29 protein-coding genes and 1 pseudogene are annotated in these 24,602 nt (G+C 69.1%); 18 read left to right on the top strand and 12 right to left on the bottom strand.

The window, feature by feature from the left end; genetic code table 11:
• Window positions 1-951 precede the first annotated feature (951 nt).
• A complete protein-coding gene (locus HAV39_RS33245) occupies window positions 952-1,395 on the bottom strand; it encodes a hypothetical protein (RefSeq protein ID WP_191843134.1) in 444 nt (147 codons plus the stop codon).
• A gap of 231 nt (window positions 1,396-1,626) precedes the next feature.
• Window positions 1,627-1,836, bottom strand: a complete 210-nt coding sequence (locus tag HAV39_RS33240; RefSeq protein WP_191843133.1) for a hypothetical protein — start codon at window positions 1,834-1,836, stop codon at window positions 1,627-1,629.
• Between the two features lie 279 nt (window positions 1,837-2,115).
• Between HAV39_RS33240 and HAV39_RS33235 the strand changes: the two genes are divergently transcribed.
• The 12 genes and pseudogenes from HAV39_RS33235 to HAV39_RS33180 all read left to right on the top strand — a co-directional run bounded on the left by HAV39_RS33235 (window position 2,116) and on the right by HAV39_RS33180 (window position 10,967).
• Window positions 2,116-2,313: a hypothetical protein gene (locus HAV39_RS33235; RefSeq protein ID WP_191843132.1), complete on the top strand. Its 198-nt coding sequence runs from the start codon at window positions 2,116-2,118 to the stop codon at window positions 2,311-2,313.
• Window positions 2,280-3,245: a phosphotransferase gene (locus HAV39_RS33230; RefSeq protein ID WP_191843131.1), complete on the top strand. Its 966-nt coding sequence runs from the start codon at window positions 2,280-2,282 to the stop codon at window positions 3,243-3,245. The genes HAV39_RS33235 and HAV39_RS33230 overlap by 34 nt, the downstream gene beginning before the upstream one ends.
• A gap of 209 nt (window positions 3,246-3,454) precedes the next feature.
• Entirely contained in the window at window positions 3,455-3,697 is a 243-nt protein-coding gene (locus tag HAV39_RS33225; RefSeq protein ID WP_191843130.1) for a GPP34 family phosphoprotein, read from the top strand.
• Window positions 3,697-4,053: a hypothetical protein gene (locus HAV39_RS33220; RefSeq protein WP_191843129.1), complete on the top strand. Its 357-nt coding sequence runs from the start codon at window positions 3,697-3,699 to the stop codon at window positions 4,051-4,053. Before HAV39_RS33225 ends, HAV39_RS33220 begins: the two co-directional genes overlap by 1 nt.
• Window positions 4,054-4,273: 220 nt before the next feature.
• Window positions 4,274-4,684, top strand: coding sequence for a GNAT family N-acetyltransferase (locus HAV39_RS33215; RefSeq protein WP_239120666.1), 411 nt, complete (start codon window positions 4,274-4,276; stop codon window positions 4,682-4,684).
• 360 nt (window positions 4,685-5,044) lie between these two features.
• Window positions 5,045-6,223: a hypothetical protein gene (locus HAV39_RS33210; RefSeq protein ID WP_191843128.1), complete on the top strand. Its 1,179-nt coding sequence runs from the start codon at window positions 5,045-5,047 to the stop codon at window positions 6,221-6,223.
• Window positions 6,224-8,024: 1,801 nt separating this feature from the next.
• Window positions 8,025-8,216, top strand: coding sequence for a hypothetical protein (locus HAV39_RS33200; protein ID WP_191843126.1), 192 nt, complete (start codon window positions 8,025-8,027; stop codon window positions 8,214-8,216).
• Window positions 8,217-8,337: 121 nt separating this feature from the next.
• Window positions 8,338-8,931: pseudogene (locus tag HAV39_RS43025) on the top strand (sigma-70 family RNA polymerase sigma factor); the annotation flags it as partial.
• A gap of 60 nt (window positions 8,932-8,991) precedes the next feature.
• Entirely contained in the window at window positions 8,992-9,438 is a 447-nt protein-coding gene (locus HAV39_RS43555) for a sigma factor-like helix-turn-helix DNA-binding protein (RefSeq protein ID WP_342355594.1), read from the top strand.
• A gap of 462 nt (window positions 9,439-9,900) precedes the next feature.
• Window positions 9,901-10,083, top strand: a complete 183-nt coding sequence (locus HAV39_RS33190; protein WP_191843124.1) for a hypothetical protein — start codon at window positions 9,901-9,903, stop codon at window positions 10,081-10,083.
• Window positions 10,084-10,144: 61 nt separating this feature from the next.
• Complete coding sequence (locus HAV39_RS33185; RefSeq protein ID WP_191843123.1) at window positions 10,145-10,693, top strand: hypothetical protein; 549 nt, start codon at window positions 10,145-10,147, stop codon at window positions 10,691-10,693.
• A gap of 22 nt (window positions 10,694-10,715) precedes the next feature.
• Window positions 10,716-10,967: a hypothetical protein gene (locus HAV39_RS33180; protein ID WP_191843122.1), complete on the top strand. Its 252-nt coding sequence runs from the start codon at window positions 10,716-10,718 to the stop codon at window positions 10,965-10,967.
• Between the two features lie 98 nt (window positions 10,968-11,065).
• On the opposite strand, the gene HAV39_RS33175 is transcribed toward HAV39_RS33180, so the two are convergent.
• From HAV39_RS33175 to HAV39_RS43735, 4 genes are all read right to left on the bottom strand, one after another.
• Complete coding sequence (locus HAV39_RS33175) at window positions 11,066-11,554, bottom strand: hypothetical protein (RefSeq protein ID WP_191843121.1); 489 nt, start codon at window positions 11,552-11,554, stop codon at window positions 11,066-11,068.
• Between the two features lie 243 nt (window positions 11,555-11,797).
• The gene (locus HAV39_RS33170; RefSeq protein WP_191843120.1) at window positions 11,798-12,523 is read right to left on the bottom strand and encodes a hypothetical protein; all 726 of its coding nucleotides are present in this window, start codon (window positions 12,521-12,523) and stop codon (window positions 11,798-11,800) included.
• Complete coding sequence (locus tag HAV39_RS33165; RefSeq protein WP_191843119.1) at window positions 12,520-12,705, bottom strand: hypothetical protein; 186 nt, start codon at window positions 12,703-12,705, stop codon at window positions 12,520-12,522. The genes HAV39_RS33170 and HAV39_RS33165 overlap by 4 nt, the downstream gene beginning before the upstream one ends.
• A gap of 459 nt (window positions 12,706-13,164) precedes the next feature.
• Window positions 13,165-13,335, bottom strand: a complete 171-nt coding sequence (locus tag HAV39_RS43735) for a DUF2690 domain-containing protein (protein WP_191843118.1) — start codon at window positions 13,333-13,335, stop codon at window positions 13,165-13,167.
• Here HAV39_RS43735 and HAV39_RS33155 point away from each other — a divergent pair.
• Window positions 13,334-13,933 carry a hypothetical protein gene (locus tag HAV39_RS33155; protein WP_191843117.1) on the top strand — a complete coding sequence of 200 codons (600 nt, stop codon included), beginning with the start codon at window positions 13,334-13,336 and terminating at the stop codon, window positions 13,931-13,933. The two genes, HAV39_RS43735 and HAV39_RS33155, sit on opposite strands and share 2 nt — an antisense overlap.
• Before the next feature lie 112 nt (window positions 13,934-14,045).
• On the opposite strand, the gene HAV39_RS33150 is transcribed toward HAV39_RS33155, so the two are convergent.
• The 4 genes from HAV39_RS33150 to HAV39_RS33135 form a co-directional block, all read right to left on the bottom strand.
• Window positions 14,046-15,512, bottom strand: a complete 1,467-nt coding sequence (locus HAV39_RS33150; protein WP_191843116.1) for a HEPN domain-containing protein — start codon at window positions 15,510-15,512, stop codon at window positions 14,046-14,048.
• A gap of 338 nt (window positions 15,513-15,850) precedes the next feature.
• Window positions 15,851-16,333: a hypothetical protein gene (locus tag HAV39_RS33145; RefSeq protein ID WP_191843115.1), complete on the bottom strand. Its 483-nt coding sequence runs from the start codon at window positions 16,331-16,333 to the stop codon at window positions 15,851-15,853.
• Between the two features lie 177 nt (window positions 16,334-16,510).
• Entirely contained in the window at window positions 16,511-16,876 is a 366-nt protein-coding gene (locus tag HAV39_RS33140; protein ID WP_191843114.1) for a hypothetical protein, read from the bottom strand.
• Between the two features lie 449 nt (window positions 16,877-17,325).
• Window positions 17,326-18,501: a type IV secretory system conjugative DNA transfer family protein gene (locus tag HAV39_RS33135; protein ID WP_191843113.1), complete on the bottom strand. Its 1,176-nt coding sequence runs from the start codon at window positions 18,499-18,501 to the stop codon at window positions 17,326-17,328.
• Between HAV39_RS33135 and HAV39_RS33130 the strand changes: the two genes are divergently transcribed.
• Complete coding sequence (locus tag HAV39_RS33130) at window positions 18,478-19,005, top strand: hypothetical protein (RefSeq protein WP_191843112.1); 528 nt, start codon at window positions 18,478-18,480, stop codon at window positions 19,003-19,005. The two genes, HAV39_RS33135 and HAV39_RS33130, sit on opposite strands and share 24 nt — an antisense overlap.
• Before the next feature lie 292 nt (window positions 19,006-19,297).
• Here HAV39_RS33130 and HAV39_RS33125 read toward each other — a convergent pair whose 3' ends face one another.
• Window positions 19,298-20,278, bottom strand: a complete 981-nt coding sequence (locus HAV39_RS33125; protein WP_191843111.1) for a phosphotransferase — start codon at window positions 20,276-20,278, stop codon at window positions 19,298-19,300.
• A 115-nt stretch (window positions 20,279-20,393) separates the two neighbouring features.
• Between HAV39_RS33125 and HAV39_RS33120 the strand changes: the two genes are divergently transcribed.
• The 4 genes from HAV39_RS33120 (at window position 20,394) to HAV39_RS33105 (ending at window position 23,844) form a co-directional block, all read left to right on the top strand.
• Complete coding sequence (locus HAV39_RS33120; protein ID WP_191843110.1) at window positions 20,394-21,134, top strand: class I SAM-dependent DNA methyltransferase; 741 nt, start codon at window positions 20,394-20,396, stop codon at window positions 21,132-21,134.
• A 193-nt stretch (window positions 21,135-21,327) separates the two neighbouring features.
• Window positions 21,328-21,846 carry a hypothetical protein gene (locus HAV39_RS33115; RefSeq protein WP_191843109.1) on the top strand — a complete coding sequence of 173 codons (519 nt, stop codon included), beginning with the start codon at window positions 21,328-21,330 and terminating at the stop codon, window positions 21,844-21,846.
• 85 nt (window positions 21,847-21,931) lie between these two features.
• Complete coding sequence (locus HAV39_RS33110; protein ID WP_191843108.1) at window positions 21,932-22,705, top strand: 2-phosphosulfolactate phosphatase; 774 nt, start codon at window positions 21,932-21,934, stop codon at window positions 22,703-22,705.
• 50 nt (window positions 22,706-22,755) lie between these two features.
• Window positions 22,756-23,844: a DUF4037 domain-containing protein gene (locus HAV39_RS33105; RefSeq protein ID WP_191843107.1), complete on the top strand. Its 1,089-nt coding sequence runs from the start codon at window positions 22,756-22,758 to the stop codon at window positions 23,842-23,844.
• On the opposite strand, the gene HAV39_RS33100 is transcribed toward HAV39_RS33105, so the two are convergent.
• Window positions 23,837-24,556, bottom strand: a complete 720-nt coding sequence (locus HAV39_RS33100; protein ID WP_191843106.1) for a neutral zinc metallopeptidase — start codon at window positions 24,554-24,556, stop codon at window positions 23,837-23,839. The two genes, HAV39_RS33105 and HAV39_RS33100, sit on opposite strands and share 8 nt — an antisense overlap.
• Window positions 24,557-24,602 lie beyond the last annotated feature (46 nt).

Raw genomic sequence — 24,602 nt, 5'->3', positions numbered from 1 at the left:
TGTGCTCTTCCGATCTCCACCCCCCTTCGCTTCGCTCAGGATCCGGCCCTTCGGGCCGGGGATCCCACTTCGTGGGATCGTCTCGCGAAGCGAAGTTTTTCAGTTACGTCTGCCCCTTCGGGGGCCGTCCCTTCGGGACGCAATCAGCTCATGTGGATAACTCTACTCCGGACTCGTACGAGTCTGGCCACGACATGCCGGCCCTTCGGTCCGGCGTGGTCAGCGCGACCACTCCCCTACCTGTGCCAAGCAGCTCGTTGAGCTCGTCGCAGAGGGCCCCAGGCATTCCCTCGACCATGCACCACGATTGCATTGGTATGCACGCTGCTTACTTCTCGCGGTTTCGCTCCTCCTCGCTCGTTGAAACGACACTTCCGTAACAAGGAAATCGGATTTTTGGGCGGAGATCACATAATTGTCTAATCTTCTATAGATAGCTCATAACGACATGTAGCACCCATTGTGGTTCATCTCGTTTGCGAGCTTCCAGTCTCAGCACCTACTTTCAATTATCGAATTACCGATATTTTCAATCCTTTAATCCATTGAGGATTGTTCCCACCGTGAGATCGGCTGAGGGACGCTTCCCCGAGTCCTCTCAGCGCACCTGCCGGGCTTCGGTGGATCCGGTTGGCCGCTTGAACCAACGCGGAACGGCGCACGATGAACGTTTAAGTCGCTCGCCATCCGGAGTCCGCAACGGCCGGGTTCCCCCATGATCAAATGAATCGAGTCTTCCGGTATCCCGCGAACGTGTTTGAGATCCAGATGGAACCAGGTGCTGGGACCTGCTGGCCGTTGGCGAGCTCGACGTCGATCAGGTCACCTGCGCGCATCCGCCCGCCACCTCGCCCAAACAGCGCCACCAACCACCTGGGGCTGACGAGCTGGAAGGCATCGCCCAACCTAGCCGCAGCAGCGCGCAACCCCGGTCACCGGGATGCGCTGGGGCTACCCGCTTGCGCTGACCAGCTCGGCGGATGTGTCCTGCAGCCCATGAGTTCGGCGTCGAGGACCGCGTCCCCGGCGCCGAGCACGTCGCAGCCAGCACCGGGCCCCGCCACCATGTGCCAGCACGACCACCCGGAACGCGCCGTCAACGCTCAGGCCCTCACCTGCACTGCGCTGGAAGCCGACGTCCAGCATCGCGCCGCAGCACGTGCGGGTCGAGATCGACAAGACCACCACGAGATCCTGATCGCCAACATGACCAGCAGCGCCGACCAGGAGATGGCCGCGCGCCACCGCTCCGCACTGGCTGGCCTGCCCGACCGGCAGGTCGGAAGCCAGCCCCAGGCAGTACCCACCAACATTAACGCCGAGCAGGAGCTTGCCGAACAGCACCAGCGCGAGCAGCAGGCCAACGGGATCGAGCTTTAGCAGCGGCAGCGGCACGCACAGGACCCCGTCAACGTGCGGCCCCTGCGCAGCGCTAGCGGGTGCTGTGGGGTTGCCCAGGGTTATAGATCGTCGCCATGCCGACCTGCCCGAGTCGGAGACCGACCCGGGCAACGACTTCTGCTGCATCTTTGACAGGCACCCGGGATCCCCACGTGGCAGCTGTGCTGGGGCTGAGCTATGTCAAGTTCGAAGCGCTCCAGACCGCCGGAGGCCGACGGTTGAAGGTCAGGCGGAGGCAGCGGCTCGCTTGCGGGCGCTGCGGATCCAGCCGTAGGCGGTGTGCTTAGGCACCTGGTAGTGGTCTGCGACGGCGGTCGCGCTGTCCCCGGTCTGGCGCAGCACGTTGTCGAAGTCGTCCGGGATCCGGCGGTAGGTCCGGCCGCCCGCGGCCTTCGCCTTGGCGGTTGTCTTCTTGACCACCTTGGCCTTCGGCACCGCTTTGGACGTGGAGGGGTTGCCGTCGGCATCCGAGGCCGAGCCGGTGCCACGCGCCGCGGGCTTCCGCCAGCCCCATCTTCCGTGGCACCTCAGCCGGCGCGGCGACAGCCGCCCCAGCCTGAGGAGCGACAGCGGCGAGCACCGCGTCGACCAGGCGGTTGAGGTCGAGTACTGGCAGTGTGCTGGGAAGCAGGCCGCCGCCGGAGCTAGGCACCAGCCGCAGTTCGCGACCTGGCCAGCGCCTACGCGCTCGGACCCGACATCGACCTGGACGCGGTGACGCTCGCGCTGGAGCCGGTGACCCAGCTACCGCAGGCGATGCTGCTGCCCACCATGGCAGGGCACCTGGCCGAACTCGGAGCAGCGGTGTCGCAGTGCAACCTGCGTAACAGCAAGCAGGCGTACCACGTTCACGAGACGGCTGTGGCATTGTCTGCGCTGTGCACCCCCCGACCGGCGCCGCTGACGATCTGACCCTGGACGGCGGCGACCTTCCCGACATCGACGCGGTCCTGGCCCACGCGTGCCGGCAGGCCGGCTACGACCCGGCCGGGGCGCAACTGCTGCGCCACTTCTCCAACGCGGTCTACCTGCTGCCAGGCGGCGTAGTCGCGAGAGTGGCCTACGGGCCCGGCGCTGCCGAGCGGTCCACCCGCGCCGCGGCCGTCGCGCACTGGCTCGCCAGGCAAGGATTCCCCGCGGCCGCGCCGCTTCCCGGGCCGGGCAGCGCAGCCCCGTCGCCGGTTGTAGTGCCCGTCGGCGGGCACGACGCCGCCGTGACGTACTGGCCCTACCTTCCACAGCCCGAACAGCTCCGGCCCCCGTTCGAGGTACTGGGGAAGCTTGCCAAGCTGCTGCACGAGGTTCCGGGGCTGCCGCCGGTGCGCCTGCCGCGCTATCGGCCGCTGGCCAGCTTGCAGACCGTCCTAGCACAGCCCGGCGCCGCCCGGGTTCTCGGCGATGCAGCCCTGACCTGGTTGAGCAAACGCAGCGCCCAGGTCGCTGCCACGGTCGACACCGTCTCCTCCGAGCTCGGCGTCGGGCTCGTGCACGGCGACATGTACTCCGGAAACCTGCTGCTCGCGCCAGCCCAGGGTATGCAGGGCTGGCTGCTGGGCGACTGGGACACAGTGTGCGTCGGTCCCCGCGAGGCAGACCTGGCACCCACCGCCGTAGCGACCAGGTTCGGCGACGACGACGCCACGGCGGCGGCCGTGGCCGCCGAGTACGGGCACGACGTGCGGACCTGGGCCGGGTATCCCGTCCTACGCGAAGCCCGCGAGCTGTCCACCCTCAGCGCCCTGGTCAAACTGGCCGGCCGCAGCCCGGACGCCGCAGCCGAACTGCGGCTGCGCACCGACAGCCTCATGTCCGGTGACCTGGGCGTCCGCTGGAACCGGCAGTAACGCCGCACATCCGGGCGCTGACGTCGCCGGTGTCGGTGTGAGGTCACAGCGAAGACCCCGCGGCGTCATGTCAATGTCGTGGCCGCCGCGCCCAGGATCTATCCGCAACCCCGGCGACGGGGAACCGCACGTACATCCCCGTGCAGGTCCTGGTCCCTCGTCGCCGCTTCACGCCGCACCCGCGGCGGTGAGCGGATCGGGAGACCGACGTGCTCGGCGACGACTACCACCGGATCGCGCACCACGACGTGACTGGCGCCCCGCGCCAGCACGCCAGGGCCATCGCGCTCGGCTGCACGGCCGCACTGCTCGCGGAGCTGATCAGCAGCCGCCACGTGACGGCCGCGCAGGGCACCCTGAAGATCGACGATCGCACCCCGCCGCAGGACTCGCTGGCCCACACCATTTCTTCTGGATCACCATCACCGGCGGCCTCGGCGTGCTCATCCTGATGACCATCACGTCCGTGGCCGTCATCGGCTACTTCGCCGCCGACACCCGCGGCGAGCCCATCTGGCGCCGCGTCATCGCACCAGTACTGGCCACCGCCGGGCTGGGCTGGATCCTCTGGCTCACCATCGCCCAGTTCGACGTCCTGCTCGACGTCGACCCCACCTCACCGCTGCGGTGGGCGTTCCCAGCGTCGTTCGCCGTGGCCGCCGCCCTCGGGCTCGCCTGGGCCATCCTGCTCAAGGCATGGCGCCCCGACGCCTACGCCGCGATCGGCCTCGGCGCACACGCGGCCGTGAACAGCAACCCATTCGCCCCGACAACCGCCCAAGCCGCTCGCGCAGAAGCCGTGCGCTGATGCCCACGCCCACCACGCAAGTCGACATCCGGCCAGCAAGGCCAGACGACGCACCCTGGATCACCAAGCTTCTCACCGACGCGTTCCTCATCGCGCCCGTCGGAGACTGGCTCATCCCCGACCTCGGCGAGCGCAGACTCGTGTACGGGACTACTTCGCGATCTTCGTCGCGCACGAGCTCGCCTTCGGCATCGTCGAAGTCACCGACTGCCAGCGCGGCGTGGCGATCTGGCTACCCCGCGACGAGGACACACCCGGCCCCGTCGACTACGACACCCAACTCGCCGCGGCGTGCGGGCCCTACCTGGACAGGTTCAAAGCCCTGGACGCTGTGTTCGCCCAGCACCACCCGCAGCTGGGCTTCCACCACTACCTGCAGTTCATCGCCGTCCAGCCCGGCGAGCAGAGCCACGGCATCGGATCGGCGCTGCTGGACCACCACCACCGATGGCTCGACCACGACGGCATCGCCGCCTACCTCGAGGCGTCCAAGACCTCCAACCGAGACCTGTACCTGCGCCACGGCTACGCCCCCGCCGAACCGTTCTGCCTGCCCAACGACGGCCCGCCACTGTGGCCGATCCGCCGAGCACCCCAGGACCCCGGCACCCCGAGGATCCCGAGGTGCTGACCACCTGACCCCGGCCCAGCACGCCCACACGCCCACCGGCCGACCGTCGGCCTGGGGCGTGCTGGGCCGGCTCAACCGCCCGCCACCAGCCGTCGATCACCGACGGCTCCAACCCCGAGAAACAGGAAACCATGGTTATGGACCACAGGCACCGCCGAAAGCCCCGCCGCTCGACACCCACCGCCGCGGGCGCAGCGGCTAGTGGATGGCGCTGACGGCCCTCGCCGTCGTGCTCACAGTCGTAGGCGCCAGCGTCGCCCACCTAGCCGCACAAATCGACAGCAACCACGGCGCTGGACAGCCGGTGCACATCCCTGTGCCGAAGACGACCGGCCCGCACCCGGCGGCCACCCGGACCCGGTGCTGGCGGCCGGACTGCTGGCCAATCCGCCCGCTGAGGCCCGCGGCCGCTACATCCACATCTCCATGGAGACATGGGCCAACGAGTTCTCCGACACTGATCCGCCCGGAACGCCGCCAGACCTGGTTCGTGTCGGCAAGTCCGGCTCCAACACGGACACGAGGGATGCTTATGCTGTCGCCGGGTTCGGGCATCATCGACCGATGGTGATTGAACCTCCGAGAGCCGACAGCGACGGCCCGAAGCGCACGCGCAATCAGAGTCTCCTGCACGAGCACGCCGGCGTACGGCAGCTGACAGTCGACGATCACAGGTTCACCGTCCCGGCCGGTGGCGGGCGGATGGCGGCGACCTTCCGGCTGCAGTTGTTCACCGCGCCGGGACTGCGCCCGATTGCTGTGGTGACGCAGAAGTTAGGCGAAGGCGCCGGGCCGATCAACCACGCCGAGCACTACGTCGAGGCGATCTGGCGCCAGCGCCTGCCCGACGACCCGCAGCCCCCGATCATGATCGGCCACCTCCTGATGGGCAGTCCCGACGAGGACGGCGTGCGGGATCTCGGATTCAGCCCCATCACGTTCCGGGTCGCCGACGCCACTGAACACCAGGTACAGCGTGGGCCGATATGGGGTGGGACGATGAGCCCGCAAGACCTAGAGCGCCTGGTCGGGCAGCCGGTCGACCCGGGCAGAGGTGGCGGCTTCACGCCGCTGGAGGCACCGTTGGACCCGCAGCAGCGCCTCCGGGTACAACTCGTGGCGCTGCTGCCGCGCTCGGACATCAGCTCACCGGCGTGCATGTCCGCCCCGACGCCGTGGTGGCGACGTCTCGGCCGCCAGATCGCGCCCATCCGTTCGGCGAGGAACTGCTGCTGGTACCACGGTGGTGACTGGCACCGTGTCACCCAGGCCGCGATCGACGTTCTTCACCACGCCGAACTGGCCGGAGGCGACGCCGATGAGGCCGATCTCGCCGCGGCCGGGCTGGCTGAGGACCTGGACCTGTCCATGTGGGAGCGTGAAGCGCTGAAGAGCCTGCTGCTCGACCCAATCGCCCCTGACCGCGACGTCGAAGGCGTGGGCTACATCAACGGCCGCCACCGGGCGCAGGCCATGCTCGACACCGGTGTGCGGCGCACCGTGGTGGCAGTCTGGGAGTTCCCGCCCAACGCGCGGTGAAAGCCGCGAGCCGCGCTGTCGCACACCGGTGCCGCTTCAGCGCACGCAGCACCAGAGTGAGCCCAGAAGACCAGACCGGGTCCGCTCCAGGCTGAGCCCGATACCGACCAGGCGAGAGGCAGCGCGGGCCGGGACTGCGGCCAGTCCATGTGCGAGGCCCACGCACGTTGCCCCGTAAGGCCCAATGCCGCCAGTCCGCCGATTCTTCAGGAACGCCGTCGTCAGCAATGGTCTGATCTTGGAAACACGTGGTCAGCGGCCCGATCGGATCCGGTCAGGCCGCTGGCGACGAGCCGACAGATCGCCGGCCGCCTACCCTGCTTCCGTGGAAGCACCGGCAGGCGAACGGCGAGGCAGGTCATCCGCAGAGGGCTTTGCGCACGACGAGGGCGGCGACGGCAGGTGGGGCACCCTTCACGCCGTGCTGCGGGCCTTGGCCGCTCGGTAGGAGCGCTGGCGGCACGCATTGGAGCAGAACGCCCGATCGCTGCGGCGGTAGGGGCGGAGCGGCCGACCGCAACCCCAGCGTCCACACAGTGGTGGTAGCCATTCGATGTGGCATGGCGTGCGAAACTCCCGGCGCCATGCTTCGGCAATATGAGCCGGGAGTACCGGCTCGGGGAGCATCCTGGCCAGCATGTCCACAAGGGTGCAGAGCCGCAGGTAACTCATGGCTGGTCCACGATGGCCGCGCCGCTGCCTGCGGTGGTAGTGACGTTGGCGGCACCGGCCTGAGCAGTACAGGCGGTCTTTTCTGCTGTGGGTCGGCAGACGGGCAGGACATTCCTGGCAGACCCGTTCCGCACTGTCACCCATAGGCGTCACGGTAAGGCGTTACGGCTAATTCTTACGACTACGTGCGCCTGCATGCCCGTGAACAGGCCGTATGAGCACGCGGTCGGCCAAGATCCCGTCCGGATAAGTTGGTAGACCGGTGCGCAGTAGCATTCACGATTCCTTCTGCACGTCACGACACGCACGTCACGACCGGAAGGATGATCATGACCGTTCGCACCCTACTCGTGCTCGCAGTGAGCGCCGGCGCCGGTGTTGCCCTGGGTGCCGCAACATCTGTCGAGGTGGGGTTCTTTGGTGGCCTCGGAGTGGCGAGCTTGCTTGACACCCTGGTCGAGCCGGCCCGGACGCGGCCAGCGAAGGCGCAGCCGCAGGACCCTCCATGACACGCGCGGGTCGGCTGCGTGGCGGCGGGACCAAGTTCCACCCAGCCGCCGGGGCCAGCTCACTACGTGCGGCGTCGCCGGTTGAGGTCCTTGCCGGCCACGTGCGCGGCGACGGCGTCGACGCCGGGGTTGACGTACCGCTCCAGGGAACGCAGGCTCGCGTGGCCGGACCGGGCCATGAGGATCGCCTGGGAGGTCCTGGCCGCCCGGCTGCGTGGCGTCGGCAGGCGCGACGGCTGGATCTTCTTGAGTGCATGGACGAGAACGAACTCAGCCCGCCCAGTCGAGCAGACCGGGCGGGCTCTTGTGACTCTCGGACCCGCCGCCTGGGTTCTCTTGGCGGAGTGCAAGACGGCGGGCACCAGCAAGACGCAGAGCAGCAGGAACAGCCACCCCCGTCGGCGACGGACGAGCCGTCACCACGTCTAACGCAGCACGGACCTGGCTGTTTACAAAGATCGCGATTGTTTACACCTAACGCCACGACCGTGCCAACCGGGCGCGTAGAACTATCGCGAAGGTCAATCTCTTCTCTACAGTGCGGACAACGGTCACGCTAGGTGTTCTTGGCGGAGTGCAGAGCGGGCCGGCCAGTAAGTACACGCATAGAGGAGTACGGAATGAGCCGCAGCTCGCGGCCGCGCCGACCTTGGCGCGGCCGTCTCACGCATCGTCACCGCCTGCCCTGGTACGCCGCCTGCATCCTGGTGCCAGTGACGCTCGGGTGGACGGCGCAGCAGATCCTGCTACTGACGCCGATCATCATCCTGATCCTGATCTTGGTGCCGCACCATGCACGAGCCCACGCCTGAGCCTGGGCCGCGGGACGAAGACGTCGCAGAAGGCGACGTCTCGGCGGCGTCGGGGTCGGCCGGTCAGCCCGGCCGTCCCCGGCGTCAGCCGGTTCCCCCCGCGCCCACACCCGACCCCGACAACCGCCCGGACGAGACGGTCAAGCCGTCAGACAGCGGCACCCCACCCGCTGTATGGCACCTTGTCGAACGCGCCCAGAGCGGTGACGCTGAGGCGTTCGGCCTCATCTACGACCAGTACGTCCACACGGTGTTCCGGTTCATCTACTTCCGGACCGGCAACCAGCCGCTAGCCGAGGACCTGACCTCGGACACCTTCCTTCGCGCCCTCAAGCGAATCAAGTCATTCACCTGGCAGGGCCGCGACTTCGGCGCGTGGCTGATCACCATCGCCCGCAACCTGGTCGCCGACCACTTCAAGTCCGGCCGGTACCGGCTGGAGGTCACCACCGGTGACGTGCTCGACGCCGACCGCGAGGACCGCGGCCCCGAGAGCAGCCCCGAGACCGCCGTGGTGGACCACATCACCAACGTCGCGCTCCTGACCGCGATCAAGCAGCTCAACCCCGAGCAGCAGGAGTGCATCGTGCTGCGCTTCCTGCAGGGCTTCTCCATCGCGGAGACCGCCCAAGCCATGGGCAAGAACGAGGGCGCCATCAGGGCGCTGGGCTATAGAGCAACTCGCGAGCTGGCCCGACTGCTTCCCGAAGGGTTCGACCCAGAGGCCGGAGGTCCGTACCAGTTCCACCGGCTTAAGGGCCGTCAGCTCCAGGTGATGGACCTGGCGGAGCAGGACAAGTTGTCATCTGCGCAGATCGGACGCCTGAACGGCATCGCGCCCTCGACAGTCCGGGTCTACCAGATGCGTGCCCGCCGAACGCTCAAATCGCCCCCAACCAGGCCCCCTGCGCCCAAAGCGGCGTCCTCTCCGACACCGCGCCGGACCGCCACCGACTTCACCGGGATGGACGTCAGCGCCGCCGCGCTCAACCAGCTCCCGCAGCGTCAACGGCAGGTGGTACGGATGCACCTTGCCGGCGCGCAGCCAGCGGAGATCGCCATAGAGTTGTCGATGGCAAAGGCAACCGTGCGGGTCCACCTCCACCGCGCGATGAAGACGCTCCAGACCAACACGACCCCTGCACCTCCTGGCCGCCGCCGGTCTCGCCGTACACCCTCGCTATGTGGCCGGCATGCCCAACGCGGGGAAACCAAGCGGTGAACGGCGTTTTCGCCGCTGTGGCTGGTGGCGCCCGCTCCGCGACTGCTCCGGGAGACCGACCTGGAGCGGTGCCTTCCTCCGCTGGCATTTAGCGATACGCCACGGCCGGGCACGGCACCCGCAACTGCCTGTGCTCGGTCGTTGCGCGGGGCGGTCGGCGTGCTACTCGCTGTCGGTCTTCCGCCTGGCAGCGTCGGCAAGCCGGCGCTTATAGAAGAGGGGGCACCGGCGTGCTGGCGCCCTCTCCATCTTCCCCTCCTCCGATGACGGGGCTTGGTCCGCCTGCACTCTCGAGACCGCACATCGACGATGGCGCGGCCAGTCGGCTGGGGCATCGAGCCGTTCATAGGGGCTCGGCTCAAGGGTCTAAGGCAGCCTCTGAGCCTGTTCAGGCTCGGGCGGTTATCCACAGCCGGGACTCGCGTGCTTCCGTGGAAGCGGCGGCGGTGCCACGATCAGCCCATGGTCCGCGGCATTCCTCGCTCGCTCACCCTGATCACCATGCACCGTGGGCTCGACATCGGTGAGCACGTCGCCGACTTCGCCCGCCTCCTAGGCGTACGGCCGTGGATGGTCCCTGCCTACTGCGGCGCCCGGGTCCTCGCCGTCCGATGGGAGTGGACCGAAGTGGCCGACCTCCGGTGAACAGCTGCCCTGTCGGGTTATCCCGTGGAGGCGCGCAGCCGGGAGCCGTACGCTGCTCGGCGTGCGTGCGCTGCAGCCGACCGGCCAGAAGGTGAACCTTGGCAACCTGCCCGACTACTGGGCGATGGTCGCTAGGGAGTTTCAGGCGCTGGAGGACCTGCCGTCACTGAGCGAAGCACGCCTGCTGTCCGCTCGGGCGTTCGACGAGTCCCAAGTTGCTGGGCCCCGAACGTACATGGCGGTCCAGCGGTACATAGGCGTTGCCCGGGACAATCACGAGGCCCTGCTTGCTTTGTTGCAGCATCACGGCGCGAGCTTGTGGGCACCGTGGAGCCTGCTGCGGCCGATTTTCGAGGCGTCGTTCTTCGCGACGTGGATCCTCGACCCGGACTCCGGACGGGACCACCGACTGCGCGGACTGCGCAGTGAAGTTCTGAACTCTTACCAGCAGCGCGCACATCTTGCGGCGTTCAAGAGGATTCCAGCGGTCCGCGAGCTGGTTGAGGATGCCGAGGGCCGGCAGGCGCAGGGTTCCATGGCGACATACCGCGGAGGCCGCAGCGCTGGGGGTGCCCTTCGACCAAGCGCACCAGAAGATCAACATAACTAACGAGCTGCCGAAGCTGAGCTTTGTGCGCGGGCAGCACGATTTCGCCGTGTTCCTTGAAGGCACGTGGCGGCTGTTGTCGGGCTTCGAGCACGGCCTTGGCTGGGCTGCGCTCCGCGGTGCCGATCGGGGCGCCGAAACCGAGATTCCGGGCGGTAAGGGCATCTTCTTGTCGATCAACGACGAGGAGTTCGTGAACGCAGCCACGGTGACGTACGCGCTGCTGACAACGGCCTGCCGATTGCTCAGGACCCGGCATCTTGAGCCAGAGCGTTGACGAGAGCCACAGTGCTCCCGGCGGTCCCCGAGCGCTAGATCAGGCGGCACTTGTCGTCCGACCGGCTGAGCACGGGTGACCGTGGGATGGCGGCCGCATCAGCGTCTGCGGTACCAACGCCTGGGGACCTCGGCGGCAACGTGGACGGGGCCTCCGCTGCGGTGGGCTGCCGCCAGCGCTTCGTATTCGGCGTCCGTCGGCGGCTCCGCGAGGAGCTTCCCGTCGTCGACCAACCGGCGCAGGGAGTAGGCACGGTCCACGGATCGCTCGACGTTGATGATGGCGTACTCAGAAAGTCCGCCGGCAGTCAGCTCCTCGACCGCTCTCGCCATCTCCTCGGGATCGGTCACGTTGGACACGCCATACACGGATACCATCCCAGGCTTCCAGCCGAAGCGATGACTCTCCCGGTCCAGGCGGATCTGATGGGCCTGCTCATCGGCGAGCCGCCTCTGGGCCTGCTGGCGCTCTCGCCAGTCATGGAGCGCGGACTTGGCGCCCATAAACGCGAATAACGCAAGCACTGCCGTCGCGATGCCACCAACGCCGTCGCCGAAGTTGCCGAATTCTTGGATGTTTTCGAACACCTCGACACCATAGGGACTCGGCTCAAGGGCAAGCTGCGACCGCCGCACGTCGGTATGGTGTCGGTGCTTCCGCGGAAGCGGCGCCTGCCAGCCGCTGACCAGAAGGCAGCCGAAACTAGCGCCTCATGTTGGCCTGGGCTGGGCGACGCGCACCCAGGAAGGCCTCCCACCTGGCGCCCTGGCCAGCCTCGCGCGATCCCTGGCCGCCCGGAGCACGTCACCGCGACCCAGCTGGCGTACCGATCAGCCGCACAGGGTCCGCAGCTGATGCAGCGAGAACTCTTGCACGCCGGCCTTCCGCTCCTCGTCTCGCGCCCAGCTGGCGATCCGGTCGCGGGCTGGACGGCGTAGCCCTGCAGGGGCCACCACCATCCCGTTCGACTCGACGATCTGCTCGATCAGCGAGGCCAGCTCCGCCGGGCCGGTGCCGCCGTACCCCCAGCCGTAGCCGCGGCCCATCGCCTCCGGCATGAAGTGCAGCGAGCCCGCCGTGGTGCGGACCCAGCACTGCAAGGCGGGGTTGTCGATAATCAGCGTGTCGAGCCGTTCGCCCTCGGGCAGCTCCAGCAGCGTGTACGTGAAGTGCTCCCACTGCTCGGGCTCACCGCCCCCCATCAGGGTGTGCTCGGCGACCACCGGCAGCATGGTCACCGGATCGACAGAGGTCCGCCAGCATACGCAGCCGTCCTCGCCCACAGCCGACCGCGAGTTCGGGTCCTCGTACACGCAGGGGTCCCACAGCTTGCCGCCGTCGCCGGGGCCGGCCAGCATGACGTGCATCGGCGTGGGCTCCGTGCGGACCAGCCGCGCCAGCCACTCCGACGCGTAGACGCTCCTGGAACCTGTCAGCCGCTGAGAAGCGTGCAGGGCGGACATCGGCCAGCCCTGTTCCAGGTACAGCACGAAGTTCCAGTACCCGCGCTTCGGGGCGAAGGTCAGATGCAGGTCTCGGTCAGGACGGTACGTCACCAACGCATTGTCACATAACGATATGACACGGCCGGTGGGTGGACCGCCGGCGGCGGGTCGATGCCCAGGACCTGGTACGTCAGCGGGCAGACCTGCTCCAGATGCCACCCGACCTCACCGGGCCGGGCCTCGACGAAGCCGGCTTCGGCCAGGCGGTACAGCGCTTCGATCACCTCGGGCACCGCCAGTCCGAGGTCGTCGGTGTAAGCCGCCGGACACGGACGTAAATGTAGTGACGACCCGCCACGAACGCACGGGCCGCAGCAGAAGTATGCGCAGAACTGCACCGTCGTGCCCAACACGTTTGCGCCTGTCCCTAGAACCTCCGAGCCCTGAACTGAGCGTGGGTTTCGATGACAACGGAGGAGGGCCCTGCTGCGGGGCCCTCCTCCGTTGTCGTCCAGCGACGGTCGGGATCCTTCTTCAGTCGCGGGCCGCGACGATTGGAACGGGTGCCTGGAGCAGCAGCCCAGGACGCGGATCAGGTCCAGCATCTACGCGTACGCGGTGACGTAGGAGGCGTTCAGCAGTTCCGCGCGGACCAGCTTGACCGGCGAGTAGATCATCGGCGTCCAGTACGACGTTGCAGTGCTGAGCTGACAGATATAACCGAGCCACTTGCGCTGGGTGTAGTTCGTGTCTTACTGGCGGGCAGCAAGTTCCCCGGCTGTGAAGCAGCCGATACCGGTGGGGTACACAGTGACGCGAGCCCAGTTCGTCTTGCATCTGGGTGACCACCGCACCTCGAGCCTGGCACCCGGAATGTCCTTGTAGGCGGCGGTGCCGGCGTCGTCTCCGCAGTGAGTCTGCATGCTGGTCAACCCCGACGATCTGCAGGAGGAGGAGCGGTCCGGCAAGGCCTTGGCAGCAGACCGGCTCGGGGCGATCATCGCCTGCTCGTGGCCGCGCGCCGAGCTGACCGCGCTCGCCCGGCGGCACCGGCCCGACCCGGCCGACCAGCTCGCCGAGCAGATCGCCTTGTGCACCACCAACCGGGAGCGGGCGCGGGTAGTCGCCACCGCGCTGGCCAACGGCACCACCCTGCAGCTGGGCCAGGGCGGTTACCGATCGGACTCGGATGTGGCGGCCATGTGCCGGATGCAGAAGGTGCTGACCAACCCGCTGCGCGAACTCAACGAAGCGGCCGCGACCTTCAGGATCGCCATGCGCCGGTTGTACCGGTCCCGCAACATCGTGCTGCACGGCGGCTCGACCCAGGGCGTGGCCCTGGACGCCGCGCTGCGCATCGCGGCTCCGCTCGTCGGCGCTGGTCTTGACCGGATCACCCACGCGGACCTGGCCGAGAACCTGTCAGCGCTGGACCTCGCGGCGCGGGCAGAGGTCGGTCTGCAGCTGGTCGGCGGTGAGACCGGGCTGGCCGTGGTCGACCTGCTAGAACGGCGGATGTAGCCGGTCCCGGGCATGGAAAAGGGGCCGCGGCCAACACATTGGTGGCGGGGGCCCCCTCGATTCCGTTGCCCATGCTACAGCACGCGCGAGCGGTCTTCCATGCGGCATCCGCTCAGGGCACCGCCGGTCCCGCCGCCCCGGGGCGCTCGGTCGACCCGAGGGCATCGAAGGACGCGAGGGCCTGATGCCAGGCGTCCCTCCACGTGCCGCGGTTGACGTCGTCGGCGAGAGCGGCGTCGACGTGGTCGTCGCGGTCGAGGGCGATCGGCCACAGCGGCGCGGCGCCGGCGGCGAGGCAGATCCGCGCCAGGATGGCTCGGCGTACTAGGTCACGCAGCCGCTCGACGGCATGCGCGGGCATCTCGCCGTCGGGGACGCCGGTGGGCACCGTCGATAGCTTGCCGATGCCTTTGAGCAGGGTCTTGAGCGTCAGCGAGCCGCCATGCACGAGCTTGGAGCGCAGCTCGTAGAGCACCTTGATGTCGTCGAAGATGGCCGTGGCCGGGTCGGAGGACGTGGCGAGCAGACCCGCCGCGCGAGTTCTCAGCCGCAGTGTCACGTCGGATGTGCTCACGCCGGACAGGGCGGCCTCGAACGCGGTGGCTAGGTCCACGATCTGCTCGAACCAGGCGAAGGAGTGGTACGCCAGCACGAACTTGTTCAGCGCCATGCCCAGCGAGGTGAAGACCATGCCGGGCTGGGCACCGTCGACGCTCGCCAGCAGCTTGTCCAAGCCATCAACGCGGGGCACGTCGGCCACGCTGAGCACGATGTCCCTCGCGGCCAGCGGGGTGAAGGAGAAGTAGACCGGTCCGGCTCCGCGGAACCGCTCGAACTGCGGCTGCGGCGGACGGATCGGCGAAGGCGAGCCCTGCACCTCGAACATCGACTCGCTGGACCCGGGCTTGAGCAGCCGGACCAGCAGCATGAAACGCTCGATCCGCTGGGACACCGTGCTGTTGAGACCTTCGAGCTTGGGTTGGCTTTCCTGGGAAATGACGACCGACTCGGGCGGGGCGTACATGTGCAGGTCCGCGTTGACGTAGGTGTGCGCTCCGCCGGGCAGCGCCTCCTCGACGATCTTCAGCAGGCGCCGCGTGTGGTCGTGCGCTGGCGCGTCGACGGGCGCGACGCGCACGTGGGTGAAGTCGATCGGCTGCCCATCCGTGGTGGTCATGTGCGATACCGCGCGGCAGCAGACAACCTCGTAGTCCTCGGCCGCCAGCGCGGCCTCGAGGTCGCGGATCGTCTCCGTGGCCACCGGGCCGTCGGCGGCGAAGTCCTGCCGCCCCAGCCGTGCGACAAAGGTCTCCAGGAACGGGAAGACGTAGGAGCTCGGGAACTCGCGGGCACCAAGCGGCCGTACTGGGTTGAATCGCGAGTACGCGGCCTCGATCGCGCTTTCAAGGGCTTTGAACGCCGGACGGTGCATCACGTCGTCGCCGAAGTAGTCACGGCCGACGCGAAGGTGTCGGCGGTACGGCGACGGCGGGACCACGCCGAGTTCGCGCAGTCTCGACCACGCCTCGCCCAGGAAGGCGCGAGCGGCGGACGCAACGGGGCTGTCTGGATCGGTCACCGCATCAGCATGGCGCACGCGGCACCACTGCCCGGTCGAATAACGTCCGCCATCGAGGCGGTCCGGTGCCCGTCCTCGGCTACGGACGGCTGCGCCACATCGACCTGGACGTCAGCACCACCGGAAGGGGCTCTGCAGTCCGGCCCCGGCAAGCGACGCTTCGGCTGCCGCTGTCGGTCGGCCAGCCCACGAGGAACCGCGCCGGCATCTACGCGCGGTCTGACCGCTGCCTGACGCCCGTGTCACCTGCTGCCAAAAGGTGTCTCGGCGTCGGCCCGGCCGGCGTCGAGGTGGTCGCACGCCAGCCAGCCGCCGCAACCGTCGACCTCGGCGGCGACCTAGTCCATGACGATGGCGGTCGAGGGGCGGTCGTCCATGGTCAATACCAGAGGCGCTCCGGACTCTGCCGTTACCTCGTCGACCACCGCACCGAGCCGCTTATACAGCTCGGCCAGCACTACCCGATCCGAGTCGAAGGTGGTGGCCATGCTGGGTGAGTCGGGGTAAAGGATTCCAGAGTCGCAAGCGAACACGAACAGCATCGTGCCGACCTGTCGCCCGGAAAGCTGGACCCGCACCGTGTCGCCGTCGAGCTGCTCCTTGCGCTGCTCCTCGATCGGAAACCAGCCCTTGCGGCTCTGGCAGAACCGCTCGATGAACGCCAGCGTGTGAGCATGGCAGACCATCGTCATGGTGCTAAGTCCAGCAGTCTTGGCCAGCCGTTCCTCGTAGCGGAGGTGCCATTCGTACCAAGCTTGCTCCTTCCGCTCCCTGAGTGCCCTGGCATCTGCCCGAGATTCACGCCACTTGCCCAACATCACAGACCGATCTCCCCTCGTTGGCGAGGCCCATCGGACCATTAAATCAGCGCCATTGACTAGTGGCGATTATCCACTCTGGACTGTCGGAAGATCAGCTATTCGCTGGCAGGCGACATGAGCGTTAGAAGCCCATGCCAGCACTGGCCCGCCGGGCGCTTCCATGGAAGCAGTTGCCTGCTACCGCGCCTGCCGCGGCGTAGGCGGAGCGAACCGGGACATGAAGTGGTCGTCCTGCCACCAGAAGTTCGCCTCGGGGCCGTCCTGGACGTCAAGCTCCACCGGGTAGATCAGCAGGTATCGCGCATCCGACGTCTCGGCGGCCGCCAGCGTCATGGCCAGGCCTGCGATCATCTGCTCGCGGTACTCTGACCTGCACCGGCCCAGCCATACCCATCGGCCAGCAGCGCAAGCCTTGACCCGATGATGCTGGTCGTCGCCCAGGTCAGCCACTGCGACCACCTGAGTCACCGAATCGGCGCGCACCACCCCGAAGCCGGCCGGGTCGTCATCCACCAGTAGCCAGACATTCTCTTTTGCAGTCATACCACATGATCTACATATCTAAGCGGGTTAACCAATGCAACACGCCCATAGCGGGCGACGCTCATTGCTGGCGCGCTCGACAGCCACTCCCAGACACCGCGGTGTAGACACGGAAGAGGTGCAGCGCCCCAACGGGGCAAGAGCGCTGCACCTCGAACCGTGACGGGCTAGTAGTTCAGCCGATCGAGCCCCGGCTCCGGCCCGCGCCCGGTGTTGGCGCGGGAAGTCCACCAGGCCGCGTACTCCGCGACCGCCCTGTCCGGCTCGGTCACACCTTCCTCCGTGAGTGCTCAGCCGCCGGCTCGGCCACGGCGAGGGCACCGCCCGGGTCGCGTCGTCAACGGCAGCGGCCAGGTTGGCCAGCTCCGCCTCCCGGCGAGCCAGCGCCGTCCGCAGGGCCTTGAGGTCCTTTCGCTTGAAGACCGGCTGGACCGTGCCGATGGTGGCCCTCAGCCCGCGCAGGAACACCAGCACGTGCCACGGCGGCAGCTGTAACCACCGAAGATGAGCTTCAGCCCGGCCTGATCCCAGATGATCTGCGCGGCCGCCTCGCCCCACTTCCAGGCCATCTGCGCCTTGCTCTGGAAGCCCAGCTGCATGGTGATGCCCCGGCCCGCCGAGTCCGACGCGATGCGGTGCAGGGGCAGCGGGCACATGTTGGCGACCTCGTCGAGGGTCAGGCTCAGCCCGGGGTCCAGCCGCCCGCCCGGCTGCCGGGTGGACAGCAGCTTGGCCTGCTCGAAGATCGCCGACACCAGGGCCGAGAACAGCGGCGCGACACCGCCGTGCTCACGGTCGTTGGCCAGTAGGTACAGCGTTCCCTTCTCGCGGATGAACTGCGCGACGTCGAACTGCTCCTCGGCCGCGCCCAGCGCCACCGCGGCGACCGTTGGATCCTGCAGCCACTCCAGGGCTGGGATGACACCCGTCGTGATCGAGGTCCGGGTGGCCACGTTCGTGCTGGCCAGGTGTGACCAGTTCTCGATCATCGCCTCTGACGCCAGCGAGCGCCGCAGCATCGACCGCACCTCGTTGTCGTGGTCCTCCGGCCGCGACACCCACGTCAGGACGTCCATCATCGTCGCCCCGCCCAACGCCGCGGCGTGCAGCGCGGCACCGAGCACGCGCACCGCCTGGCCCTCCCAGAACTCGCGGTCGCCGACGCCGCCCATGCCGCGGGCGCCGGCCACCATGTTCGCGGCCCGCTGGCGCGCCTCCGTGGGGTCCTCGCAGCCGATGATCGGGTTCCAGCGCAGGTTGCTGCGGTAGCGGTCCGAGCCGTCGCCCAGCTGCTCCGGGTTGAACACGTACACCGGCCCGATCGGCACCCGCGCGGCAACGGTCAGGTCGACCAGGTCCACCTTCGTCGTCGTGGCCACCGCCGCACCTCGGGCGTCGACCAGGAAGTTCGCCATGGTCACGGTCTTTCCGGCCTGCGTCGGCGCCAGCAGCAGAACCATCCGCTCGTACGAGGTGTAGACCCACTGCCGACCGACGCGCACGACCCGGAACCCCAGCTCACGCCATGGGATCCGCCTGCGCTCCCACCAGCTCACGTCGCCGTAGGCGGTCGGCCGCAGCACGTGGGCCTGGCCCCGCAGGTGGCGTACCCCGCCACCCGCCACACGTCGAACGGCGAGGCCAGCCCGTCGCTGTTGCGCGACCGGTGCGCGATCCCCGAAACCACCCGCTGCGGTGAGGACCGCTGCCGCCACCTGTGCACCATCAACATCAGCCCGGCGACCGCTAGCGCCAGCAGCCACCAGCGCAGACTCGGCCAGACCTTCATCATGAAGATCGCCGGGATGCTGTCGGGCTTGTCGAGCTGCGTGTTCCACCACGCCAGCCCGGCGGCCACCAGCAGCAGCCCCAGCCTGCCCGCGGAGCTCGAGACCCGTGCATCGGCCGGGTGCTGGCAGTGCGCAAGCCCAGGAAACGGTGAGTCGCCGGGGCGTACGCACCTGGGCCGAGGTGGCGGTTCCCTGCCGGGTACGGCGATCGGGGTGCAGCGCAAGCTGACGCGGCTCGGCACGCAGATGTCGGCCCCGCCCCTACGCCGGATCGGTGATCCGGCCGGCCTGGCATGTTCGGCGTTGAGACAGTGGCGGATTCGTGATCGCCGCCATTGAGGTGTCGGCAAGAGCCTGCGTGGGCACCGAGGCCGAGCTGGGTGACAGCCTTGCTCACGCGGGCGACGACCACGGCCCGCCCCGCGGTGCAGATCGCCCTGGCACAGCCCGTCGGCCCCCTGCACCGCGTGGCCGAACTCGATCGCAAGAAGGACCGAAGGTCACGTGCCGGCCGCCGGGTCGCAGCCACTGCCCGAGAACCGGCGAGCTGCTCCAGCGCGTCGACGCCCGGCTTGGCACTGACGTCCGCGCTCACCTCGGGCATACTCGGCGAACACGTCGCCGGGCCGTGTCAGAGGACGGCGAGCGCCTTGGTGATGTTCCCTTCGGCCAGGTCCAGCATCCACTGTCGGTCGGGGAAGTCGGTGTCGGCGATCCGTTGCGGGCCTTCGATCAGTGACAGCACTTGGGCGTACCGGTACAGCTCGCACCGGTACGGGTCGAGGTCGACCGGGCGCAGCAGCGGGTACGCGGCGCCGAAGCGCAGGTGCAGGAAGGCGTGCTCCCACTCGACGTCGAAGTACGTCAGGCCCTCGATGTCGATCAGGACCGGTTCGCCGTCGGGGGTGACGAGCACGTGGTCCGGCCCGAGTTCGCCATGGACCAGCCCGTAGGTTTCGCGGGCCGTGACCGCGCCGCGAAGGTCGCGTACGTGCGCGGCGATCCGGTCGTGCGCGTCGGCGATCCGGTCGTCGCGGGCGGCTGCGGCGTGGAGGTGGCCGAGCGCACGGTCCACGATGACGTCCTCGGCGCGACGTTGCCGGGATGCCTCGCCACGGTCGGCGGCGGCGGCGAGCCTGCCGTACCGCGGGCCGAGGCTGGTGTGCATCCGGCGCAGGGCGTCGCCGAGCGCGGCGAGCGGCGCGGCAGCGGCAGCGGAGTCTTGTTCCATCAGCTGTTCGAGGGTCACCGCTCCGGCGTCCTCGATGAGCGCGAGGTCGGCGTCGAGGTGACGGCCGTCGCGGTCGAGCATGAGCAGCCGCGGAACCCGGACGTCGGCCGCGGCCAGGGCGGCGTGGTTGACGGCGAACAGTTCGGCGCCGGACGCGTCGGTGAACGGGTCGTCAGGCACGGTCGGCGACGGCGGCCAGTAGTTCTCCCCGGGAGCCCATACGTAGGCGATCGTGGTCGTCTGGTCGTCCAGGCGCAGCCGGTAGACGCCCTTCTTCGTGCCACCGGTCAGCCGGTCGAGCGCGACGAGCCGGCGGGCGGCACCGAACTGGTCCGCGACCAGGTCGCGGAAGTCGTCCGGCCGCAGGAAGGTCCTGTTCATGATCGCCCTTCGTCGGGTGGAAACGCCATGATCCCCCGACCGCTGTTGCCCGGCAAACTGGTCGGGGCATGGCAAACCCGTGCAAGGGCAACTCCGGTCGACGTACGGCCGGGCGATGATCGATCACGATGGCTACTTCGGAGAGTCCCTCGCGCAGCCGTACGACGACTCGTCGTCGGACATGTTCCAGCCGGATGCTGTCGGGGTGACGGCTGACGTGCTCACTGAACTCGCCGCCGGTGGGCGTGCTCTCGAGCTCGGGATCGGCACCGGGCGGGTCGCTGTGCCGCTGGCCGAACGTGGCGTGCAGGTGCACGGGATCGACCTGTCCCGGGCGATGGTGGCCCGGTTGCGGGCCAAGCCCGGTGGCGGTGCGATCGGGGTGACGATCGGCGACTTCGCGACCACGACCGTGGACGGGACGTTCTCGCTGGCTTATCTCGTCTTCAACACGATCATGAATCTGACCACGCAGGAGGAGCAGGTCGCCTGCTTCCGCAACGTCGCCGCCCACCTGGCGCCGGGTGGCTGTTTCGTGATCGAGGTCATGGTTCCCGAGCTGCGTAAACTTCCGCCGGGACAGCGGGCTGTCCCGTTCCACACCGGCGCGAGCGGGTGGGCGTTCGATCTGTACGACGTGGCCACCCAGCAGATGAGCTCGAACTACGTCGAAGTCGTCGAGGGGCGGGGCAGCTTCCGGTCCATTCCGTTCCGGTACGTGTGGCCCGCCGAACTCGACCTGATGGCGCAACTTGCCGGGCTGCGGCTGCGCGAGCGCTGGGACGGCTGGTCCCGTGCGCCGTTCACGGACGAGAGCTCGTCCCACGTCTCGATCTGGGAGAAGCCGACCGACTGATGTCGGCCGCCGGCGGGCTCCCCCGTCACGACGACGGCCGGTGTATGCCGTGTCGGGCACTTGCGGGCAACTTCGGGCCGACACGGACCGGAGTTACCGAAGGAACACACTGTGTGCCTATAGCGTCACTTTCCGTCTGGAAGCTGGCCGGGTACTGCGGGTGTTCCGCGGTCATCACCAACGGGGGTTCAACATGTCCGTATCCAGTATCGCGCGATGGGCCGTCACGGCTGTCACGGTCGCGGCAGGGGCGCTGGCCGGGTCGGTCGCGGCGGCCGCGGCGCCGGTCACGCCGCCTGCCGGGCCGCCGAGCAGGTTCGAGGTGCCGCTGACCGGGCAGGCCACCTTCGCCGACCTGGGCACGCTCACGTTCACCGGCAAGGTCCACGTCGCCGTGCCGCCGAACCCGATCAGCCCGCAGGGCCTGCGGATCATCCACACCCGGCTGATCGACGGGCTCGGCACCGGCACCGGTGTCTCCTGCGAGGCTCGTGGCAGCCAGCACTTCCGGCTCGCGACGGCCAGCACGCTGGAGTTCACCGGCACGTACAACATGGTGCCGCCGAACCCGGTCAAGCCCGGCGACCCGGCTGAGGCGTGCTGGGGCAAGCGGCTGAACGTGGCGTTCACCGTCAGCCTGGACGACGCGGGCAACGTGGTCGGGCAGCCGACGGCGACGGCCGTGGACCCGGTCGAGGATCCGCAGCCCTGAGCTGGCCGGGTGTCGTGGGGCGGCACGGATCGACCCGTACCGCCCCACGGTCTTGTGATGGCCCGGAATGCGGCAGAATCACCTGATGATCAACCCGTATCAGCAGGCCGGATACCGAGTACGCGTCGACTGGGGCCCGTCGGGCGCGGACGCTGTGGGCGCGGGAGCCGCGGTCGTGGCGGTGGTGGACGTGCTGTCGTTCACCACGGCGCTGACCGTCGCGGCGGACCTGGGCATCGAGGTGTTCCCCTACCGGTGGCGGGACGCGAGCGCGTTCGAGTACGCCCGCCGGCATGACGCGCTGCTGGCGGTGGGCCGTTCCGAGGTGGACGCCCGGCATCCGGTGAGCCTGTCGCCGGCGACGATCCGGTCCGCGGCCGGGGTGCGGCGGCTGGTGTTGCCGTCGCCGAACGGGTCGACGATCGCGCAGCGCCTGGCCGAGACGGGGGCCACGGTGGTCGGGGTGTCGCTGCGCAACGCGGCGGCGGCCGCGGCGTGGACGGCGGCGCGGCTCGCGGACGACCCGGACGCGGTGGTGGCGGTGGTCGCAGGAGGTGAGCGGTGGCGGGCCGACGATTCGCTGCGTCCGGCGGTGGAGGATCTGTGGGGCGCGGGGGCGTACGCCGACGCCCTGGACCGGCACGGGTTCGGGTCGCTGTCGCCGGAGGCGGAGGTCGCCGCGGCGGCCTACCAGCGGGTGGCGGGACGGTTCCCGCAGGTGCTGCAGGACTGTGCCAGCGGCCGCGAGCTGACCGGCTACGGGTACCCGCAGGATGTGGCGATCGCGGCGGAGGTGGGGGCGAGCCGCGTGGTGCCGGTCCTGGCGGGGGCGAGCTTCCGGGCCGATACGGCCGGGTGAGCGGCCGCAATACGGTGGCGGCGCCCGGCCGGGGCTCGTACGGTGGCCCGATGCCTGAGTTCGTGCCGGGTCTTGAGCTGTGCCGGGTGTTCTACGTCGAGGCGGTGCGGCCGCTGCTGGACGAGGCATTCCCCGGGTTGGCGCACGCGGCGGCGCGGGTGGGCGCCGGCTCGGAGGTCCTCGGCTTCGACACGGCCCGCTCGACCGATCACGACTGGGGTCCGCGGCTGGAGCTGTTCCTGTCCCCCGCCGATGTCGCCCGCTGTGGCGCGGACGTGTCGGAGCTGCTGGCGCGGCGGCTGCCGAAACGGGTGCTGGGCTGGTCGACGCATTTCGCGCCGCCGGACGCCCGGGTGCGGGTCATGGCCGACACGCACGGCCCGGTCGCGCACCAGGTGGTGGTCACCGAGGTCGGCGGGTGGTCGGCGGGGCTGCTGGGCTTCGACGGCCGGGCGCAGCCGTCGGCGCGGGACTGGCTGGCGGCGCCGACACAGATCCTCGCCGAGGTGACCGGCGGGGCGGTCTATCACGACGGGCCCGGCGAGCTGACCGCGTTGCGGCGACGGCTGGCCTGGTACCCCGACGACGTGTGGCGGTACGTGCTGGCGTGCCAGTGGACGCGGATCGCGCAGGAGGAGGCGTTCGTGGGCCGGTCGGCACAGGCCGGCGACGAGCTGGGCAGCCGCGTGAACGCGGCGCGGCTGGCCCGGGAGGTGATGCGGCTGTGCCTGCTGCTGGCGCGGCGTTACCCGCCGTACGGCAAGTGGCTGGGGCGCGCGTTCGGGCAGGTGCCGCAGGCGGCAGGGGTCGCGGCGGCGCTACGGGCGGCGCTGGCCGCTGATGAGCCGGGGCCGCGGCAGGACGCGCTGTGTGACGCGTACGAGGCGGCCGGCGGGTGGCAGAACACGCTGGGGCTGGCCGAGGTCGTCGACGCCCGGCGGCGGCCGTTCCACGACCGGCCGTTCCCGGTCATCGGCGCGGACCGGTTCGCGGCGGCGCTGACGGCACGGATCGCCGATCCGTGGCTGGCGGGCCTGACACCGGTCGGCGCCGTCGACCAGTTCGTCGACAGCACCGACGTGCTGTGCCGCCCGGCGGCGGCACGGGCGGTGACGGCCGCGGCGTACGAGGTCAGCTGAGGTCACAGGCGTCCAAGGACTTGTCGTACCCGGCGAAGAACGCGTCGGTGCGCTGGACGACGGTCCCATGCGACTCCGGGGCGAACCACGGCTGGCCTTCGGGGTCGCCGACGGCGAGCAGCCCGCGGCGGAACTCGGCGAGGTCGCCGTCGGCGAGCCGGAGCTGGTCGGCGCGGACGGAGTCGCCGAGGTAGGCGCCGGCCATGCAGTCGGCCTGGAGTTCGTGGTCGATGCCGTAGCGGTGTTCGATGCCAAGGCGGGCCTGGACGGCGTGGGCGTATTCGTGGCCGAGCAGGTAGTAGACGAACGCGTCGCCGATCTTGCGGAACGCGACGACGGCCCAGTCGGCGTCGTAGGCGATGAAGTCACCCGCCGGGCAGTAGACGGCGTTGTCGGCGGGGATGGGTTCGCGGCCGCAGGCGAGGTCGCCGGCGTCGCGGTAGGGGGTGATGGTACGCACGGGCGTGAAGGCGACGCCGGAGGCTTTGAAGACGCCTGACCAGTAGGCCTCGGCCTGGTTCACGGCGCCGCCGGCGTCCTCTCGGAACTCTTCGACGGTCATGGCGCCGTCGGATTCGCGGGCGGTGGTGGGTGCGTTGCCGGGCTGGGGTGCGGTGTCGTCGGGGGTGGCGGGTTCGGGCAGGGCGCCGCAGCCGAGGGTGAGCGCGGCGGCGACGATGAGCGCGATGGTCCAGCGGGGGCGGGCGGGCATCTGCTCGGTCCTTTCGCGGGGTGTCTTCTGTTGTACCCGATGCCCA

The organism is Catellatospora chokoriensis (assembly GCF_011297315.1).
Lineage (GTDB): Bacteria > Actinomycetota > Actinomycetes > Mycobacteriales > Micromonosporaceae > Catellatospora > Catellatospora citrea.
This window is presented reverse-complemented; position numbering and strand designations above follow the sequence as displayed.

Coding starts and splice junctions, on each gene's coding strand:
- HAV39_RS33220 (WP_191843129.1), top strand. CDS start 3,697: ATGACCATCACGTCCGTGGCCGTCATCGGCTACTTCGCCGCCGACACC.
- HAV39_RS33200 (WP_191843126.1), top strand. CDS start 8,025: ATGAGCCGCAGCTCGCGGCCGCGCCGACCTTGGCGCGGCCGTCTCACG.
- HAV39_RS43555 (WP_342355594.1), top strand. CDS start 8,992: ATGGACCTGGCGGAGCAGGACAAGTTGTCATCTGCGCAGATCGGACGC.
- HAV39_RS33190 (WP_191843124.1), top strand. CDS start 9,901: ATGGTCCGCGGCATTCCTCGCTCGCTCACCCTGATCACCATGCACCGT.
- HAV39_RS33155 (WP_191843117.1), top strand. CDS start 13,334: ATGCTGGTCAACCCCGACGATCTGCAGGAGGAGGAGCGGTCCGGCAAG.
- HAV39_RS43735 (WP_191843118.1), bottom strand. CDS start 13,335: ATGCAGACTCACTGCGGAGACGACGCCGGCACCGCCGCCTACAAGGAC.
- HAV39_RS33140 (WP_191843114.1), bottom strand. CDS start 16,876: ATGACTGCAAAAGAGAATGTCTGGCTACTGGTGGATGACGACCCGGCC.
- HAV39_RS33125 (WP_191843111.1), bottom strand. CDS start 20,278: ATGAACAGGACCTTCCTGCGGCCGGACGACTTCCGCGACCTGGTCGCG.
- HAV39_RS33120 (WP_191843110.1), top strand. CDS start 20,394: ATGATCGATCACGATGGCTACTTCGGAGAGTCCCTCGCGCAGCCGTAC.
- HAV39_RS33115 (WP_191843109.1), top strand. CDS start 21,328: ATGTCCGTATCCAGTATCGCGCGATGGGCCGTCACGGCTGTCACGGTC.
- HAV39_RS33110 (WP_191843108.1), top strand. CDS start 21,932: ATGATCAACCCGTATCAGCAGGCCGGATACCGAGTACGCGTCGACTGG.
- HAV39_RS33105 (WP_191843107.1), top strand. CDS start 22,756: ATGCCTGAGTTCGTGCCGGGTCTTGAGCTGTGCCGGGTGTTCTACGTC.
- HAV39_RS33100 (WP_191843106.1), bottom strand. CDS start 24,556: ATGCCCGCCCGCCCCCGCTGGACCATCGCGCTCATCGTCGCCGCCGCG.